The sequence below is a fragment of the Mumia xiangluensis genome, from assembly GCF_010994095.1.
Taxonomy (GTDB): domain Bacteria; phylum Actinomycetota; class Actinomycetes; order Propionibacteriales; family Nocardioidaceae; genus Mumia; species Mumia xiangluensis.
The window spans coordinates 97,043-114,865 of the sequence record NZ_WJYO01000004.1 but is presented as its reverse complement, the minus strand read 5'-3'; the positions used below and the strand labels follow the sequence as shown (position 1 = coordinate 114,865).

At 71.6% G+C, this 17,823-nt stretch carries 14 protein-coding genes; 3 read left to right on the top strand and 11 right to left on the bottom strand.

The annotated features are described in order from the left end of the window. Position 1 precedes the first annotated feature (1 nt). The 9 genes from nuoH to GH747_RS13580 form a co-directional block, all read right to left on the bottom strand. Positions 2 to 1,258 (bottom strand): NADH-quinone oxidoreductase subunit NuoH, encoded by a 1,257-nt coding sequence (gene nuoH / locus GH747_RS13620; RefSeq protein ID WP_149770159.1) that lies wholly within the window; start codon positions 1,256 to 1,258, stop codon positions 2 to 4. After that, positions 1,255 to 3,735, bottom strand: a complete 2,481-nt coding sequence (locus tag GH747_RS13615; protein WP_149770158.1) for an NADH-quinone oxidoreductase subunit G — start codon at positions 3,733 to 3,735, stop codon at positions 1,255 to 1,257. The genes nuoH and GH747_RS13615 overlap by 4 nt, the downstream gene beginning before the upstream one ends. Continuing rightward, positions 3,732 to 5,072 carry an NADH-quinone oxidoreductase subunit NuoF gene (nuoF, locus tag GH747_RS13610; RefSeq protein ID WP_149770157.1) on the bottom strand — a complete coding sequence of 447 codons (1,341 nt, stop codon included), beginning with the start codon at positions 5,070 to 5,072 and terminating at the stop codon, positions 3,732 to 3,734. The genes GH747_RS13615 and nuoF overlap by 4 nt, the downstream gene beginning before the upstream one ends. Beyond that, entirely contained in the window at positions 5,069 to 5,899 is an 831-nt protein-coding gene (gene nuoE / locus GH747_RS13605) for an NADH-quinone oxidoreductase subunit NuoE (protein ID WP_377036062.1), read from the bottom strand. The genes nuoF and nuoE overlap by 4 nt, the downstream gene beginning before the upstream one ends. Further along, the gene (locus tag GH747_RS13600) at positions 5,896 to 7,248 is read right to left on the bottom strand and encodes an NADH-quinone oxidoreductase subunit D (RefSeq protein WP_149770156.1); all 1,353 of its coding nucleotides are present in this window, start codon (positions 7,246 to 7,248) and stop codon (positions 5,896 to 5,898) included. Before GH747_RS13600 ends, nuoE begins: the two co-directional genes overlap by 4 nt. Next, positions 7,245 to 7,964, bottom strand: a complete 720-nt coding sequence (locus tag GH747_RS13595; protein ID WP_149770155.1) for an NADH-quinone oxidoreductase subunit C — start codon at positions 7,962 to 7,964, stop codon at positions 7,245 to 7,247. Before GH747_RS13595 ends, GH747_RS13600 begins: the two co-directional genes overlap by 4 nt. Further along, positions 7,961 to 8,515 carry a NuoB/complex I 20 kDa subunit family protein gene (locus tag GH747_RS13590; RefSeq protein ID WP_149770154.1) on the bottom strand — a complete coding sequence of 185 codons (555 nt, stop codon included), beginning with the start codon at positions 8,513 to 8,515 and terminating at the stop codon, positions 7,961 to 7,963. The genes GH747_RS13595 and GH747_RS13590 overlap by 4 nt, the downstream gene beginning before the upstream one ends. A 1-nt stretch (position 8,516) precedes the next feature. Then, complete coding sequence (locus GH747_RS13585; protein WP_149770153.1) at positions 8,517 to 8,876, bottom strand: NADH-quinone oxidoreductase subunit A; 360 nt, start codon at positions 8,874 to 8,876, stop codon at positions 8,517 to 8,519. A gap of 265 nt (positions 8,877 to 9,141) precedes the next feature. Beyond that, positions 9,142 to 9,834: a demethylmenaquinone methyltransferase gene (locus GH747_RS13580; protein WP_149770152.1), complete on the bottom strand. Its 693-nt coding sequence runs from the start codon at positions 9,832 to 9,834 to the stop codon at positions 9,142 to 9,144. 59 nt (positions 9,835 to 9,893) lie between these two features. Between GH747_RS13580 and GH747_RS13575 the strand changes: the two genes are divergently transcribed. After that, the gene (locus GH747_RS13575; RefSeq protein ID WP_163695617.1) at positions 9,894 to 11,192 is read left to right on the top strand and encodes an isochorismate synthase; all 1,299 of its coding nucleotides are present in this window, start codon (positions 9,894 to 9,896) and stop codon (positions 11,190 to 11,192) included. On the opposite strand, the gene GH747_RS13570 is transcribed toward GH747_RS13575, so the two are convergent. Both GH747_RS13570 and GH747_RS13565 read right to left on the bottom strand, forming a co-directional pair. Continuing rightward, positions 11,189 to 11,746 carry a DoxX family membrane protein gene (locus GH747_RS13570; protein WP_149770151.1) on the bottom strand — a complete coding sequence of 186 codons (558 nt, stop codon included), beginning with the start codon at positions 11,744 to 11,746 and terminating at the stop codon, positions 11,189 to 11,191. The genes GH747_RS13575 and GH747_RS13570 overlap by 4 nt on opposite strands. A 105-nt stretch (positions 11,747 to 11,851) precedes the next feature. Next, positions 11,852 to 15,220 carry a DEAD/DEAH box helicase gene (locus GH747_RS13565; protein ID WP_149770150.1) on the bottom strand — a complete coding sequence of 1,123 codons (3,369 nt, stop codon included), beginning with the start codon at positions 15,218 to 15,220 and terminating at the stop codon, positions 11,852 to 11,854. Between the two features lie 126 nt (positions 15,221 to 15,346). On the opposite strand from GH747_RS13565, the gene GH747_RS13560 reads away from it, so the two are divergent. Together GH747_RS13560 and GH747_RS13555 are read left to right on the top strand one after the other, a co-directional pair. Beyond that, on the top strand, positions 15,347 to 16,561 hold the full coding sequence (locus tag GH747_RS13560; protein ID WP_228552926.1) for a pyridoxal-phosphate-dependent aminotransferase family protein: 1,215 nt from the start codon (positions 15,347 to 15,349) through the stop codon (positions 16,559 to 16,561). Beyond that, on the top strand, positions 16,558 to 17,823 hold the full coding sequence (locus tag GH747_RS13555; RefSeq protein ID WP_149770149.1) for an allantoate amidohydrolase: 1,266 nt from the start codon (positions 16,558 to 16,560) through the stop codon (positions 17,821 to 17,823). Before GH747_RS13560 ends, GH747_RS13555 begins: the two co-directional genes overlap by 4 nt.

The following is a 17,823-nucleotide window of genomic DNA, read 5'->3' as shown; positions in this document are numbered from 1 at the left end:
ATCAGGCCTCCTTCTCGCCGGAGGGAGCGACCGGTGCGCCGCTGGGGGCGACCGGCTGCTTCCCGGGCATCGGGGGTACGGGGAAGCCACCGGCGAACGCGTCGGGCTCGGGAGCCTCGACGGCCGGTGTCCGGCGCTCGGGGATGAACTGGACGACGAGCAGCGCGACCACGAGGACGCCCGCGACCACCAGGATCTTGGTCGGGTCGAGGTCGTCGTCGATGATCAGACGGCGCATCACGCAGACCACGACGATCCACGCCAGCGAGGCCGGGATGAGGACCTTCCATCCGAACTTCATGAACTGGTCGTAGCGCAGCCGCGGCAGCGAACCGCGCAGCCAGATGAAGAGGAAGACGAACAGCAAGGTCTTGCCGAGGAACCACAGCACCGGCCAGTAGCCCTCGTTGGCACCGTCGATCTGGGAGATGCCCCACGGTGCACGCCAGCCGCCGAGGAACATCGTCGTCGCCAGCGCCGACACCGTCACCATGTTGATGTACTCGGCGAGGAAGAACAGCGCGAACTTCAGCGACGAGTACTCGGTGTGGAAGCCGCCGACCAGCTCGCCCTCGGCCTCGGGAAGGTCGAAGGGCGCGCGGTTGGTCTCTCCGACCATCGCGATCATGTAGATGATGAACGACGGCAGCAGCGGCAGGGCGAACCAGGTGTCCTCGGCCTGCGCAGCCACGATCTCCGACGTCGACATCGAGCCGGCGTAGATGAAGACCGCGACCAGGGACAGGCCCATCGCGACCTCGTAGGAGATCATCTGGGCCGAGGAGCGCACCCCGCCGAGCAGCGAGTAGGTCGAGCCGGACGCCCAGCCGCCGAGCACGATGCCGTACACGCCGATCGACGTGACGGCGAGGATGTAGAGGACGGCGACCGGCATGTCCGTCAGCTGCAGCGGTGTGACCGTGTCGGTGAACGGGATCGTGACCTCGGGGCCGAACGGGATCACCGCCCACGCCAGGAACGCGGGGATCGTCGCGATCACCGGCGCGATGAAGTAGACGACCTTGTGCGCGTGCTTGGGGAAGATCTCTTCCTTGAGCGCGAGCTTCACACCGTCGGCGAGGCTCTGCAGGAGCCCGAACGGACCCCAGACGTTGGGTCCGACGCGGTGCTGCATGCGGGCGACGACCCGGCGCTCGAACCAGATGTTGAAGAGGGTGAAGACCACCAGCACGACGAACACCAGGAGCGCCTTGAGGATGATCACCCACCAGGCCTCGTTGCCGAAGAGCTCGCTCACTGCTCGTCCTCCTCAGTCGGCACGTGCGGATGCGGCGGACCCGACAGCGCGTCCGCCTCGTCGGCAGGGACCGAGCGCTCGACGGTGACGACGGCTCCGTAGGCGGCACCGAGGATCCCGAGCAGCGACAGCCCGTTGGAGTTCGCCGGGGTCCACACGACTCCGTCGGCGATGTCGGCGATGCCGGCCGGCACCGCGACCGCGCCTCGATCGGTCCTCAGCACGATCTCCTCGCCCTCGCGGACGCCGAAGGCCCGCGCCGTCGCGGACGACAGCAGCGCCACCGAGGGACGAGCCGTCGCCTGGTAGTGGCGGTCGCCGTCCTGGCCGCGACCGTCGTCGATCAGGCGACGCCAGGTGTCGAGGACGACCTCGCTGGGGTCGGTCCGCGGGGCGCGTCCGGGCACCACCTCGGGCTTGGGTGCACGAGCGCCGTCCCAGACGCCGACCTCGGCGAGCTCCGCGGCCGCCGCCTCGGGCGTACGGAACCCGAGGTCGTGGCCCGCTGCCTCGGCGATGCCTGCGAGCACGCGGGTGTCGGGCAGGGCGTGCGGCACGGGGATGACGGCCTCGAACGGGCGGCGACGGCCCTCCCAGTTGACGAACGAACCGGCCTTCTCGGCGACGGCGGCCACCGGGAGCACCACGTCGGCGCGCTCGGTCACTGCGCTGGCGCGGACCTCGAGGCTCACCACGAAGCCGGCTGCGTCCACCGCGTCCAAGGCCGCCTGCGGGTCTGCGAGGTCGTCGACCTCGACGCCGGCGACCAGCAGCGCGCCGATCTCACCCGCGAGGGCCGCCGCGAGGATGTCGTCGGTGCTGCGGCCGGGCTCGCCCGGGAGCGAGGCGACGCCCCAGGCGGCTGCCAGGTCGGCGCGCGCCTCCGCATCGGCGACCGGTCGCCCGCCCGGGAGCAGGTTGGGGAGGCAGCCCGCCTCGACGGCGCCGCGGTCGCCTGCGCGCCGCGGCACCCACGCCAGGCGAGCACCGCTGCGCGACGCCGCTGCCAGGGCTGTCGTGAACGCACCCTCGACGCGTGCGAGCCGCTCGCCGAGCAGGACGATCGTGCCCGGGGCGAGTCCGGCCTCGCCGAGCGCCTTCGCCTCGTCGCCCGGGATCGTACGGACCAGCTGGCCGCCGACCTTCTCCAGCGCCCTCGTCGCGTGGCTGGCGACGGCGACGACCTGCGTGCCGTTGGTGCGCCACGCCTTGCGGAGCCGCAGGAAGATCGTCGCGGCCTCGTCCTCGGGCTCGAGACCCACGAGGACGACCTTGGTGGCCTCCTCGAGGTCGCGGTAAGTGACGCCGAGGCCGCTGCCGGCCACCGCGTGCGCGAGGAACTCCGCCTCCTCGGCCGACTGCGGTCGGGCCCGGAAGTCGATGTCGTTCGTCCCGAGGACGGTGCGCGCCAGCTTGGCGTACGCGTACGCGTCCTCGGTGGTGAGGCGGCCACCGGTCACGACGCCGACACCGCTCGTCGCGGCGGCCGCCGCGAGTCCACGGGCGGCGGCCAGGAACGCGGCGGGCCACGACGCCGGCTCGAGGGCTCCGGTCTCGGGGTCGCGGACGAGCGGGCGGGTCAGCCGGTCGGCCTGCCGGGCGTAGGTGAACGCGAAGCGGTCCTTGTCGCTGATCCACTCCTCGTTGACCTCGGGGTCGTCCCCGGAGAGCCGGCGGACGACCTTGCCGCGCCGGTGGTCGACACGGATCGCCGCGCCGCAGGCGTCGTGCTCGGCCACCGCCGGCGTCGACACGAGGTCGAACGGCCGCGAGCGGAACCGGTACGAGCTGCTGGTCAGTGCGCCGACCGGGCAGATCTGGATGGTGTTGCCGGAGAAGTACGAGGAGAACGGCTCGTTCTCGTAGATCGCGACCTGCTGGAGCGCGCCGCGCTCGGCCATCGCGATGAACGGGTCGCCCGCGATCTGCTCGGAGAACCGGGTGCAGCGCGCGCACAGGATGCAGCGCTCACGGTCGAGCAGGATCTGGGACGAGATCGCCAGCGGCTTGGGGTAGGTGCGCTTCTTCTCGGTGAACCGCGTCTCCCCCTGCCCGTGGCTCATGGCCTGGTTCTGCAGAGGGCACTCGCCGCCCTTGTCGCACATCGGGCAGTCGAGCGGGTGGTTGACCAGGAGGAACTCCATGATCCCGTGCTGTGCCTTGTCGGCGACCGGCGACGTGACCTGCGTCTTCACGACCATGCCGGGCGATACCGGCAGCGTGCACGACGCCTGCGGCTTCGGGAAGCCACGACCGTTGCCGGCGTCGGGGACGTCGACGAGGCACTGCCGGCACGCCCCCACGGGAGCGAGCAGCGGGTGGTCGCAGAACCGCGGGATCTCCACACCGATCAGCTCGGCCGCACGGATCACCAGCGTGCCCTCGGGAACGCTCACCTCGACGTCGTCGACGGTGAGCGTGACGAGGTTCTGGTCGGCCAGCTCGGTGCCGGGTTCGTTGCCCTTGGTGACCGTCATGCGGTCGCCCCCTTCGCTGCGTCGGTGGCGGGCTTCGCCCAGGCGGTGGACCCCTCGTACGGGAACAGGTCCCACGCCGGCGTGTGCATCCCGGCCTCGAACTCGTCGCGGAAGTGCTCGATGGCCGACGTGATCGGGCTCGTCGCGCCGTCGCCGAGCGCGCAGAACGCCCGGCCGAGGATGTTGTCGCACTGGTCGAGGAGCAGCTCGATGTCACCCTCCTGGCCCTTGCCGGCCTCGAGGCGCTCGAGCGTCTGCACCAGCCACCAGGTGCCCTCACGGCACGGGGTGCACTTGCCGCAGGATTCGTGCTTGTAGAACTCGGTCCAGCGCAGCACGCAGCGGACGACCGACGTGGTCTGGTCGAAGAGCTGCAGGGCCTTCGTGCCGAGCATCGAGCCCGCTCCGGCGACGCCCTCGTAGTCGAGCGGGACGTCGAGGTGCTCCGCGGTCAGCAGAGGCGTCGACGAGCCTCCCGGCGTCCAGAACTTCAGCTCCGAGCCGTCCCGCATCCCGCCGGACATGTCGAGGAGCTCGCGCAGCGTGATGCCGAGCGGGGCCTCGTACTGGCCGGGCTGCTTCACGTGGCCCGACAGCGAGTAGATCGTCATGCCCTTGGACTTCTCGGTGCCCATGGACGCGAACCAGTCGGCCCCACGCTCCACGATGCATGGCACCGAGGCGATCGACTCGACGTTGTTGATGACGGTCGGCGCGGCGTAGAGGCCCGCGACGGCGGGGAACGGCGGACGCAGCCGTGGTTGGCCGCGACGCCCCTCGAGCGAGTCGAGGAGAGCAGTCTCCTCGCCGCAGATGTACGCGCCCGCGCCGGCGTGGACGACCACGTCGACGTCGATGCCGGACCCGAACACGTCCGCGCCCAGGAAGCCGGCAGCGTACGCCTCCTCGACCGCGGCCTGGAGCCTGCGGATCACGTGCAGGACCTCGCCGCGGACGTAGATGAACGCCTTCTTCGCGCGGATCGCGTGGCAGGTGATCGCGACGCCCTCGACCAGGACGTGCGGGTTCGCCATCATCAGCGGGATGTCCTTGCACGTGCCCGGCTCGGACTCGTCGGCGTTGACCACCAGGTAGTGCGGCTTGTCACCGCCCGGCTGGGTCGGGTCCTGCGGGATGAAGCCCCACTTCATGCCCGTGGGGAAGCCGGCGCCGCCCCGGCCGCGCAGGCCCGAGTCCTTCACGGTCGCGATGACCTCGTCGGGGTCCTGCCGAAGGGCGGAGCGCAGCGCGGCGTAGTCGCCGTACGCGTCGAGCGTCCACGAGCGCTCGTGGTCCCAGCCTCGCGAGAGGACCGGGGTGAGGGGTGCGGCGCTCATTCGGCCTCCTCGGCATCCTCGCGCTGCGCGGGCGGGGTCGTGCTGTCGTCGATCTTGGTCTCGGACTCGGCGCGCTGCGTGTCCGCCTGCGCGACGGCGGCCTCGGCGCTTCCGTCGCCGGCTTCGGCTCGCTCAACCGGCGGTTGGTCGCTGGTCGAGCGAGCTTGCGAGTCGAGACCCTCCTCCCCCGGCGCCTTCCAGCCGTGCTGCTGGGCGAGCCGCAGGCCGGCGAGCGACGCGTCGCCGGCCGACGGGCCTTCGTCGGCGCGACCGTCGGGGAACCCGGCGAGCACGCGCTCGGCCTCGCGCCAGGTCGTGATCTGCGCGCCGCGGGTCGCCTCGCGCGTCTTGCCGGCGCGCAGGTCGTCGACGAGCTCGACCGCCGAGTCAGGGGTCTGGTTGTCGAAGAACTCCCAGTTGACGGTCATCACGGGCGCGTAGTCGCAGGCCGCGTTGCACTCGATGTGCTCCAGCGTCACCTTGCCGTCGGCGGTCCGCTCGTCGTTGCCGACGCCGAGGTGCTCGCGCAGGCGGGAGAAGATCGCGTCGCCGCCCATCACCGCGCACAGCGTGTTGGTGCACACGCCGACGTGGTAGTCGCCGACGTCGCGCCGCTTGTACATCGTGTAGAACGTCGCGACGCCGTTGACGTCGGCCGCCGATAGGTCGAGCAGCTCGGCGCACAGCTCGATCGCCTCGGGCGTCACCCGGCCCTCGACGGACTGCACGAGGTGCAGCATCGGGAGCAGGGCGGAGCGCTTCTGCGGGTAGCGGGCGATGATCGCCTGCAGGTCGTCGCGCACGCGTGCGGAGTCCAGACCGCTCACCGGTCCACCCCTCCCATCACGGGGTCGATGCTGGCGATCGCGACGATGACGTCGGCGAGCATGCCGCCCTCCGACATCGCCGCGGTGGCCTGCAGGTTGCTGAAGGACGGGTCGCGGAAGTGCGCGCGGTACGGGCGGGTGCCGCCGTCGGAGACGAGGTGGCACGACAGCTCGCCGCGCGGCGACTCCACGCTCACGTACGTCTGGCCGGCCGGGACGCGGAAGCCCTCGGTGACGAGCTTGAAGTGATGGATCAGCGCCTCCATCGACTCGCCCATGATGTGGCGGATGTGCTCGAGCGAGTTGCCCTGGCCGTCGGGCCCCACCGCGAGCTGCGCGGGCCACGCGATCTTCTTGTCGGCGACCATCACCGGCGCGCCCTCGAGGCCCCGGAGGCGGCTGACGCACTGCTCGACGATCCGCAGCGACTGGTCCATCTCGTCGAGGCGGATGCGGAAGCGGCCGTACGCGTCCGGCTCGTCGCGGGTGATGACGTCGAAGTCGTACGTGTCGTAGCCGCTGTAGGGCTGCTTCTTGCGCAGGTCCCAGTCGTAGCCGGTCGAGCGCAGCGCCGGACCGGTGACGCCGAGGGCGAGGCAGCCGGCGAGGTCGAGGTAGCCGACGTCCTGGAGGCGCCCCTTGAAGATCGGGTTCTGGTTGCACAGCGCGGCGAGCTCCGGAAGCCGCTTGCGCATGAGTGCGACGAACCGGTCCACGGCGTCGAGCCCGCCGTCGGGGACGTCGGCCGACACGCCACCGGGACGCAGGTAGGCGGAGTTCATGCGCAGACCCGAGAACAGCTCGAAGATGTCGAGGCAGAGCTCGCGCTCACGGAACCCGACCGTCATGACGGTCAGCGCGCCGATCTCCATGCCGCCGGTGGCGATCGCGACGAGGTGCGAGGAGATCCGGTTGACCTCCATCATCATCACGCGCAGGACCTCGGCCTTCTCGGGGACCTGGTCGGTGATGCCGAGCAGCTTCTCGACCGCCAGGACGTACGCGGCCTCGTTGTGCATCGGGGACAGGTAGTCCATCCGGGTGCAGAACGTGACGCCCTGCGTCCAGGTGCGGTACTCCATGTTCTTCTCGATGCCGGTGTGCAGGTAGCCGATGCCGCAGCGGGCCTCGGTCACCGACTCGCCCTCGATCTCGAGGATCAGCCGGAGCACGCCGTGCGTCGACGGGTGCTGCGGGCCCATGTTGACGACGATCCGCTCCGAGATGTCGGGATCGACGCCCGAGACCACGGTGTCCCAGTCCTGACCGGTGACGGTGTAGACGGGACCGGAGGTCGTCTCCTGGCTGGGAGCGTACGGGTCGGTCTGGGTCTGGTCGGTGGTGCTCACGAGTACGACCTCCGCTCGTCCGGCGGTGGGATGGTTGCGCCCTTGTACTCGACGGGGATTCCGCCGAGCGGGTAGTCCTTGCGCTGGGGGTGACCCGGCCAGTCGTCCGGCATGAGGATCCGGGTGAGGGCCGGGTGGCCGTCGAAGACGATGCCGAAGAAGTCGTACGTCTCGCGCTCGTGCCAGTCGGCGGTCGGGTAGACCGAGACGACCGACGCGATGTGCGGGTCGGACTCCGGGGCGGCCACCTCGAGCCGGATGCGCCGGTTGTGGGTCATCGACAGCAGGTGGTAGACGGCGTGCAGCTCGCGGCCGGCGTCGTGCGGGTAGTGCACGCCGGAGATGCCGCTGCACAGCTCGAACCGGAGGCCGGCGTCGTCGCGCAGGTGCTGGCACACGTCGCGGACCCGCTCGCGGGAGACGTGCAGCGTCAGCTCGCCGCGGTCCACGACCGCGGACTCGACCGCACCCGCACCGACGCTCTCGCCGAGCACCTGCTCGAGCCGGTCGGCGACCTCGTCGAACCAGCCGCCGTACGGCCTGGCGGACGCCTCCGGCATCGCGACCGGGCGCTGGAGCCCGCCGTAGCCGGAGGTGTCTCCGGACCCGTGGACGCCGAACATGCCTTCCCGGACGTCGATCACCTCGAGGGTGCGCGCTGTGGACGGGACGACCTCCTCGCCGCCGACCGCGGTGCTGCTCGGGTCCTGAGTCATCGCAGCAGCCCCTTCATCGCCGTGGTCGGGACGGCCTCGAGGGCGACCTTCTCGTCGGCAGCGATCTCGGCGACGCGGTGCGCGCCGAGCTTCGTGTCCTGGATCTTGGTGTGAAGCTTCATCACCGCGTCGATGAGCATCTCGGGCCGCGGCGGGCAGCCGGGGAGATACATGTCGACCGGGACGATGTGGTCGACGCCCTGCACGATCGCGTAGTTGTTGAACATGCCGCCTGAGCTGGCGCACACGCCCATCGCGAGGACGTACTTCGGGCCGGGCATCTGGTCGTAGATCTGACGCAGGACCGGCGCCATCTTCTGGCTGACGCGTCCGGCGACGATCATGAGGTCGGCCTGTCGCGGCGACGCGCGGAAGACCTCCATGCCGAAGCGCGACGAGTCGTACTTCGGGGCGCCGAACTCCATCATCTCGATCGCGCAGCAGGCCAGGCCGAAGGTGGCCGGCCAGAACGACGCCTTGCGGAAGTAGCCCGCGAGACCTTCGACGGTCGTCAGCAGCACTCCGCTCGGGAGCTTTTCCTCCAGGCCCATGTCAGTCCCACTCCAGTCCGCCGCGGCGCCAGACGTAGACGTACGCGACGAAGACCGTCGCGATGAACAGCAGCATCTCGACGATGCCGAACCAGCCGAGCAGGTCGAACTCCACCGCGAACGGGTAGAGGAAGATGATCTCCACGTCGAAGACGATGAAGAGCATCGCCGTGATGAAGTACTTCACCGGGACACGACCGCCGCCCGCTGCCTGCGGGGTCGGCTCGATGCCGCACTCGTACGAGTCGACCTTGGCGCGGTTGTAGCGCTTCGGCCCCGTGAGCGGGGCGATGAGCACGGAGAACACCGCGAACGCTCCCGAGATGGCGGCAAGCACCAAGACCGGGGTGTACTCGGTCACCGCATCCTCCCTTCGTGAAAATGTTCACGAGCCTGTCCACAGGCCGTCACCATGAGGTGTTTCCTGTGTTGCACGTCACTATGCCACGGCCCACGGACGGCCACGACACGGGGTGGGCGAGGTCACAGCGCAATTCTCCAAACGCCGCCCGACCTGCGATTACGCAAGATTTTCGGTGCGTAATTCAGCATCCCCCGAAGGGCGTTTCAGCGCAGGTCGGAGCGCCCTCGCACCGATCGGCGGAGGGTCGGGCGTACGGCGCCCGTCAGGCCCTGGTGGCCGTGTGCAGCGCGACGATGCCGCCGGACAGGTTCTCCCAGCGCACGGGGCCCCACCCCGTCTCGGCGATCACCTTCGCCAGGCCGAGCTGGTCGGGCCACGCCATGATCGACTCCGCGAGGTAGACGTAGGAGTCGGGGTTCGAGGAGACGGCGCGAGCGACCGGAGGCAGGGCCCGCATCAGGTACTCGAGGTAGATCGTGCGGAACGGCGCGAACGTCGGGTGGCTGAACTCGCAGACCACCAGGCGTCCCCCACGCTTCGTCACCCGCAGCATCTCCGCCAGCGCGACCTCGGGCTCGTGGACGTTGCGGAGCCCGAACGAGATCGTCACGGCGTCGAACGTCGCGTCCGCGAACGGAAGACGCATCCCGTCGCCGGCGGTGAACGGCAGCTCGGCGTGGTGCCGCTTGCCCTCGCGCAGCATCCCGATGCTGAAGTCGCACGGCACCACGTAGGCGCCGTCGTCGGCGAACGGGACCGAGGACGTGCCCGTCCCGGCCGCGAGATCAAGCACACGATCCCCGGGCAACGCATCGACCAGCGCCTGCACGCGGCGTCGCCACCGCCGGTCCTGGCCCAGCGACAGCACGTCGTTCGTGAGGTCGTACCGCTTGGCGACGGCGTCGAACATCGACGCGACCTCGTGCGGCTGCTTGTCCAGGTTCGCTCGGCTCACGGAGCAACTGTGTCACGCACCGCGGTGCGCTCGACGGCACGGGTCGTACCCTGGCAGACGTGACCGACACCGTCGTGCCCCTCCGTGGCCCCCTCCGACTGGTGGCGCAGTCGGTCCCGCTGGCGCCCTCCGTCCTCGACGACGTCCCGCTCACCCACCTGCTTCCGGCCGACCGCGCGCTGGCATGGGTCCGCGACGGGGACGGGATCGTCGGCTGGGGCGAGGCCGCCCGGATCGAGACGTCCGGCGACGACCGCTTCACCGACGCCGGCGCCTGGTGGCGCGAGGTCTCGGCGCACTGCGTCGTACGAGACAAGGTCGGGGTCCCCGGGAGCGGACTGGTGGCCTTCGGCTCCTTCGCGTTCGCCGACGACTCCGGGCGTACGCGTGGCCGCGCCGGAGGCAGCTCGGTGCTCGTGGTGCCTCGTGTCGTGGTCGGCCGCCGCGGCGCCACGACCTGGGTGACGACGATCAACGAGTCCGCGCTCGCGCCCACGCCGCGGGTCGCTCCCACCGACGAGCCGGCCAGCCCCGAGGGGGTCGTGTTCACCGACGGGTCCACGTCGGGCGCCCAGTGGGAGACCATCGTCTCCGACGCCGTCCGCCGCATCGAGGCCGGCGACCTCGACAAGGTCGTCCTCGCACGCGACCTCGTCGCGGACCTCGCCGCCCCGCTCGACGTGCGTGCCCCGCTGCGGCGCCTCGCTGCCGCGTACCCGAACTGCTGGACGTTCCACGTCGACAACCTCTTCGGCGCGACACCGGAGATGCTGGTCCGCCGCGAGCGGGGGCTGGTGACGTCGCGGGTCCTCGCGGGCACGATCCGCCGGACCGGCGACGACGCCCGCGACCTTGCGCTCGCCGGCTCGCTCGCGCGGTCGAGCAAGGACCTCGAGGAGCACGAGTACGCCGTCCGCTCGGTCGCCGACGCGCTCGAGCCGTACTGCTCGTCGACGAACGTCCCCGAGGCGCCGTTCGTCCTGCACCTGCCCAACGTGATGCACCTCGCGACCGACGTGGCCGGGGTGGTCGACGCCGAGCACGAGTCCGCGACCTCGCTCGACCTCGCCGCCGCCCTGCACCCCTCCGCGGCGGTCGGCGGGACCCCACGGTCCACGGCGCTCGAGCTGATCGCCGAGATCGAGCACCTCGACCGAGGCCGCTATGCCGCCCCCGTCGGCTGGATCGACGCCGACGGCGACGGGGAGTGGGGCATCGCGCTGCGGTCAGCGGAGTACGACGGCTCGCGGGTCCGGCTGTTCGCCGGGTGCGGCATCGTCGCCGACTCCTCTCCCGAGGCCGAGCTCGCCGAGTCGCAGGCCAAGCTCGTGCCGGTCCGTGACGCGCTGACGGGTTAGCGCAGCCAGGCGTTCGCCTTCACGAGGTCGAGCGCGCCCCAGGTCCGGCCGAGGCCCCACGTGTCGCCGGCGAGCGCCAGCCCGCAGACCACGACCGCGAGAAGGCCGATGATGTGGTCGTCGATGACCGGGTTGGTCGCCGGCGGCAGAGCGACGGTCCACATCAGGAAGTACATGAGGGCGCCGCAGGCCGCCCCGATGCGGATGGCGATGCCCAGCAGCAGGGACACGCCGATCCCGAGAAGCCCGAGCATGAACAGCCAGTCGGCCCACCACTGACCGGCGATCGCGTGGTAGAAACCCTCGAACGGGCCGTCCGCGGCGTTCGACAGGTAGCCGTCCGTGGGGCTCACGCCGTCGAGCCACGACTCGTCGGTCGGCGTCGAGAAGGTCAGACCGAAGGTCTTGTCGAAGAACGCCCACAGGAACGTGAAACCGATCGCCATCCGCAGGAGGGCCAGCGCCCTCGCGACCGGCAGCGACACGACCGGCTGGATCTCCCCGCTCGACGGGAGGGCGTGTGCGCCGCCGGTGTTGGTCTCGGATCCGGCCATCGGGATTCCCCTCGTCGTGGGCGTCTTCCCCCGGCGCCCTTCCCCCAATATGGCGTCCCTCCAGTGGCGTTGCAGCGAAGGTGTCCGGAATGTCTGACAATGCGGTCAGGCGTCGAACAATCCGGCGAGGTCCCCCGCCGTCAACGCGCCCGAAGACAACGCCTCGTCGTCGAGCACACCGGCGACCAGCTCGGCCTTGCGGGCCTTGAGCGCGACCACCTTGTCCTCGATCGTCCCCGCCGATACGAGCCGGTAGACCATCACGGGCGACTCCTGACCGATCCGGTGCGCCCGGTCCACCGCCTGCGCCTCGACGGCAGGGTTCCACCAGGGGTCGAGCACGAAGACGTAGTCGGCCTCCGTGAGGGTCAGCCCGACGCCGCCCGCCTTCAGGCTGATGAGGAACACGGGCTGGTCGCCGGTCTTGAAGCCGTCGACGGCGGCGGCACGGTCACGGGTGCTGCCGTCGAGGTACGCGGTGTCGATGCCCTCGCGCTCGAGCCGGGCCTGGACGCGGCGGAGGAACGTCGTGAACTGGCTGAAGACCAGGGCACGGTGGCCCTCCGCGGCGAGCTCATGGATGTGGTCGACGAGCAGGTCCGTCTTGGCAGACCCCACGCCCTCGTAGCGCTCGTCGACCAGTGCGGGGTCGAGGCTCAGCTGCCGCAACCGGGTGAGCGCCGCGAAGATCGTGATGCGGTGCCGCCGCAGCGCGGCCTCGTCGTCGCCCGCCTCCTCGAGCAGGCCGAGGATGCGCTGACGCTCACGCTGCAGGTGCGTGTCGTAGAGCTTGCGGTGCCGGGCGGACAGCGCCACCTCGAGGACCTGCTCCTGCTTCGGCGGGAGGTCGGCCGCGACGAGCTCCTTGGTGCGCCGGAGCATGATCGGGCGGATCCGGCGCTTGAGCATCGCCAGCAGCTCGGTGTCCTCCCCCTTCTCGATCGGCTTCGCGATCTCGTGGGAGAAGTGGTTGGGGTGCGGGAAGAGGCCCGGCGCGGTGAGCGACAGCAGGGACCACAGCTCCATGAGGTCGTTCTCGACCGGGGTGCCGGTGATCGCCAGGGAGAACGGCGCGTCGACGCGGCGTACGGCTTGGTAGGTCTTGCCGCGGTGGTTCTTCACCGCCTGCGCCTCGTCCAGGATGCGTCCCGACCACGGCAGTGCCACGTAGTCGTCCGCCTCGATCCGGAGCAGCGTGTACGAGGTGACGACGATGTCCGCGCCCTCCGCCACGGCGGCCAGGGAGTCACGGCGACGCGCAGCCGACTCGGTCACCGTGCGGACGACGAGACCGGGCGCGAACGCCGCGGCCTCGCCCGCCCAGGTCGCGACGACGCTCGTCGGTGCGACGACGAGGAAGGGCGGCGCTCCCGGGTCGCGCTCGCGGGCGTGCGTGATCAGGGCGATCGCCTGCACCGTCTTGCCCAGCCCCATGTCGTCGGCGAGGATCCCGCCGAGGCCGTGCTCGGCGAGGAACGCCAGCCAGGAGAAGCCCTCGCGCTGGTACGGGCGGAGCGTCGCCTTGAGCCCCGCGGGTGGCTCCAGCTCGGGGACGCCCTCGGACCCGGCGAGACGACGCGCCAACGCGACCCACCGCGCCGCCTGGGCGTCGACGACCCCGATCTCGTCGAGCTCGTCCCACAGGTCGAACGCGCTCGTGGCGACGCTCATCGTGCCCTCGTCGCGACGGCGGTCGCTCAGAGCGCGCGCGTCGGCGAGCATCCGGGCCAGCGCGTCGAGCTCGGGGTGGTCGACGCTCACGTAGAGGTAGGTGCCCTTCCGATCGGTCTTGTGGAGCAGAATCTTGTCCTGGCCGGTCGCGATCGCCTCGATGATCGTCGCCAGCCCGACCTGCCGTCCTCCGATGGAGACGACCACCTCCAGGTCGAGCCAGTCGGTGCGGCCGGACGGGGTCGGCGCAGTGGTGAACGAGATCTCCGGCTTGCCGACGACCTCCGCGTACGTCGGCTCGTGCCCGTCGACCTGCACCTCGAACGCCGCGTTGGCGCGCAGGCCAGGGAGGACGTCGTGCGCGAAGCGGACGGCATCCATCTCGCGCAGGACGAGCTCGGGGTAGGGAGAGGGCATCGACGTGCCGGCGCGCAGCAGCAGCACCGTCGCGGCCTCGTCGAGCACGATGCCGGCGAGGACGGCCGCCTCGACGGTCGTGTCACGCATGCCGTACGGGGCGGGCTCGTCGTCGAGCGCGAACACCCGCACCGTCTCGCCGGTCGCACGGCTCCGGTAGTGCCAGGCCCACGACAGCCGCGCCTCGGCACCGCCGACCCAGCTGGTCGCGAGGACGAGGTGCGGCGCCGGCGGGTCCGGGACGTGGACGGAGTCGTCGCGCGAGGTCACCTCGAGGAGGCGTCCCACCCGCGGCAGGTAGGTGTGGCGCAGCTCATCCATGCCCTCGGGCGGCACGGTCACCGGGGCGCGAGCGGCGAGCAGCTCCTTGACCGCCGGCGTGAGCGGCCGGTCGAGCGGGGCCAGCGTGACGACCGCGTCGTCGCCGTCGCCGTCCCACAGGGCGACGCCGTGCTCGGGGGTGCCGAGAAAGGCGACGTCGTCGGCCGGTCTCCACGCACCCCCCACGGCTGCCCCGGCGACGAGCACCGCCCCGCCGTTGCCGTCGGCACGCGCGTCGAGCGACACCCGCGCCGGCTGCGGCGCGATCCGGACCTCGCCGAAGCCGGACGCGACCACGGGCAGCCCGACCTCGCCGGCCTCACGCAGGAGCCGCCACAGCGACCCGCCGAGCGCGTTGAGCGGCAGCGCGTCCTCGGAGCCGAAGCCGTAGGAGTAGCGGGCGCGGTGCGTCCCGTGGATCGCCCGCAGGACGTCGAGGTGCTCGGGCACGAAGCGCCCGTCGCGCGGGTCCGCGACGACGAGGTCGCGCCACCCGACGCCGGTCTTCACCCACGTCCCCCGGCGCCCGCGGGTGACGGGCCGCAACCTCAGCGCCGGGCGTACGGCACCGGCCCAGGCCCTGCCGAAGCGCCGCTCCTGCGGGGCGCTCACGCCGGCCTCGACCCGCAGCGCCAGCTCCTGCCCCGGCCGCGCCGGGCGCGGGGACGGAGAGTCGTCACCGCCGGCGTCGCCGAGCAGGTCGTCGAGGACCCGGGTCCAGCGAGACCCGGGATCGCCGGCCGGGGACTCTGCACGGACCGCGCGGTCGCGCGCGACGAGCACGGTGGCGACCGCGTGCTTGCACCAGTGGCTGACCGGGCACGAGCAGGCGGTGTAGAGCTCGATCGGCTGCCCCGGCTCGCTGCGTGCCGAGACGACCGTCTGGTAGCTCGCGGCGCTGGTGCCGGCGACGCTGCTCTGGAGCAGGTAGCCGTCGCGGTTGCGCGCGACGTCCAGGTCGATCACGTAGCCGTCGCGGGCGTAGGTGCGGCCGCGCGCGATCGTGCCCGCATCGATGTGCAGACGCAGCAGTGCCTCGTCCGCGAGGTCGTCGAGCGTCAGCACCCCACCAGCCTATGCGGCGTCACCGACGGGCCGACGCTTCTCCACAGGAGCGGGAAGCAGCGGGTTCTCCGGCCGACACGGCGCGTCGGTGCCAGAGTTGACGACGAGCCACCGAAGGAGGAGGACGTGCCCGTCGCGCCGATCGACCCACCTCCGCGTCTGCTCATGGGGCCAGGACCCGTGAACGCCGATCCGCGGGTGCTGCGGGCGATGTCGGCGCAGCTCGTCGGCCAGTTCGACCCGTGGATGACGGCGACGATGAACGAGACGATGGCCCTCTACCGCGAGGTGTTCCGGACCGCGAACGACGCCACCCTGCTGATCGACGGCACCTCGCGCGCCGGGATCGAGGCCGCACTCGTGTCGCTGCTCGAGCCGGGCGACCGGGTGCTGGTGCCGGTCCTCGGACGGTTCGGCCACCTGCTGCGCGAGATCGCCGAGCGCTGCGGGGCGGACGTGCACGTGATCGAGACGCCGTGGGGCACGGTGTTCGACGAGGAGCAGCTCGCCGACGCCGTACGCCGCGTCCGCCCGAAGGTCCTCGCGACGGTGCAGGGCGACACGTCGACGACGATGTGCCAGCCGCTGTCGCAGATCGGTGCGGTGTGCCGCGAGCTCGGCGTGCTGACGTACGTCGACGTGACCGCGTCGCTCGCCGGCAACGCGTTCGCGATGGACGACTGGCAGCTCGACGTCGCGACGGCGGGGCTGCAGAAGTGCCTCGGCGGGCCGTCGGGGAGCGCGCCGATCAGCCTCTCCGACGCGGCGGTTGACGTCGTGAACGGGCGGCGGCACGTCGAGGCGGGGATCCGTGAGTCCGGCGACGACGACCGCGGCGAGCGGATCCGCTCCAACTACCTCGACCTCGCGATGATCCTCGACTACTGGGGCCCGCGACGGCTGAACCACCACACCGAGGCGACGACGATGCTGTACGGCGCCCGCGAGTGCGCGCGGCTGCTCGTCGAGGAGGGCATGGACGCCGCCGTCGAGCGCCACCGCCTGCACGGGTCGGCGATGACCGCCGGCGTCCGTGCGCTCGGGCTGGTGCTCTTCGGCGACCAGGCGCACACGATGAACAACGTCGTCGCGGTCGAGATCCCCGACGGTGTCGACGGCGACGCGGCGCGGGCCCAGATGCTCACCGACTTCGGGATCGAGATCGGGACGTCGTTCGGCCCGCTCCACGGCCGGGTCTGGCGGATCGGCACGATGGGCTGGAACGCGCGCCGCGACGCGGTCCTCACCACCCTCGCCGCGCTCGAGCAGGTCCTGCGCGCCGCCGGGACGTCGCCGGCTCCCCGCGCCGGGGTCGCGGCCGCTCAGGAGGTGTACGCGTGAGCGTGGACGACGCGCTCGCCGGCGCCCGTACGGCGCTGGAGCGGTGCGACGCCCTCGCGACGCTCAGCGCGCGCGCCGGCCGCATCGACCGCTTCTACCTGACACCGGAGCACGCGGCCGCCAACACCCTCGCGGCGTCGTGGATGCACGAGGCCGGCATGTCCACGTGGACCGACGCGGTCGGCAACGTGTGCGGCAGGCTCGAGGGGGCGACCAACGGACTGCCCGCACTCCTCCTCGGCTCGCACCTCGACACCGTGCCCGACGCCGGACGGTACGACGGTCCGCTCGGCGTCGTCGTCGCGGTCGCCGTCGCCGAGCGGCTGCGCGACCGGATGCCGTCGATGCCGTTCGCGCTCGAGGTCGTGGGGTTCTCCGACGAGGAGGGCACGCGGTTCGGCGCTGCGCTGATGGGCAGCCGCGGGCTCGCCGGGACCTGGGACCACGCGTGGTGGGACCAGGTCGACGACGTCGGTGTGACGCTGCGCGAGGCGTTCGCCGCGTTCGGGCTGCGGCCGGAGGCGGTCGGCGACGCCGCACGGGACCCCGGGTCGCTGGTCGGCTACCTCGAGTCGCACATCGAGCAGGGCCCGCACCTCGAGGCCGCCGACCTCCCGCTCGGCGTGGTCCGCGCCATCGCCGGCGCGCGGCGGTTCTCGCTGCGCGTCGTGGGCGAGGCGCGGCACGCCGGCGGCACCCCGTACGCCCGTCGGCGTGACGCGCTGATCGGCGCCAGCCGTGCCGTGATCGACGTCGAGCGCATCGCCCGCGCCGAAGGGGTCGTCGCCACCGTCGGCTCGATGCAGGTGCACCCCGGCGCGGTCAACGTCGTCCCGGGTCGCGCGGACTTCACCCTCGACCTGCGCTCCGAGCACGACACCGACCGCGACCGGGCGTGGAGCCTGATCGCCGACGCGATCTCGACGCACTGCTCGGAGCGGGGGCTCACCTTCGAGGCGACGGAGACGCACCACGCCCCGGCGGTTGCGATGGACCCCGTGCTGCGCCGCGCGATCGACGCCGGGGTCCGCGCGACGACCGGTGAGCAGGAGCCGATGGTGCTGGCGAGCCTGGCGGGCCACGACGCGATGGCCGTGGCCGCGGTGACGCCGGTCGCGATGCAGTTCGTCCGCTGCCACGACGGCATCTCGCACCACCCGGACGAGTCGGTGCGCGGCGACGACGTCGCGCTCGCGATCGACGCGTTCGAGGCGGCGGTGCTGACGGTCGCTTCCGCGTACGAGAACGTCGTCGAGGCCTAG

Bases quoted from the DNA above. Each gene is read 5' to 3' on its own strand.
- GH747_RS13570 (WP_149770151.1), bottom strand. From the start codon at position 11,746: ATGGCCGGATCCGAGACCAACACCGGCGGCGCACACGCCCTCCCGTCG.
- GH747_RS13615 (WP_149770158.1), bottom strand. From the start codon at position 3,735: ATGACGGTCACCAAGGGCAACGAACCCGGCACCGAGCTGGCCGACCAG.
- GH747_RS13590 (WP_149770154.1), bottom strand. From the start codon at position 8,515: ATGGGCCTGGAGGAAAAGCTCCCGAGCGGAGTGCTGCTGACGACCGTC.
- nuoF (WP_149770157.1), bottom strand. From the start codon at position 5,072: ATGAGCGCCGCACCCCTCACCCCGGTCCTCTCGCGAGGCTGGGACCAC.
- GH747_RS13595 (WP_149770155.1), bottom strand. From the start codon at position 7,964: ATGACTCAGGACCCGAGCAGCACCGCGGTCGGCGGCGAGGAGGTCGTC.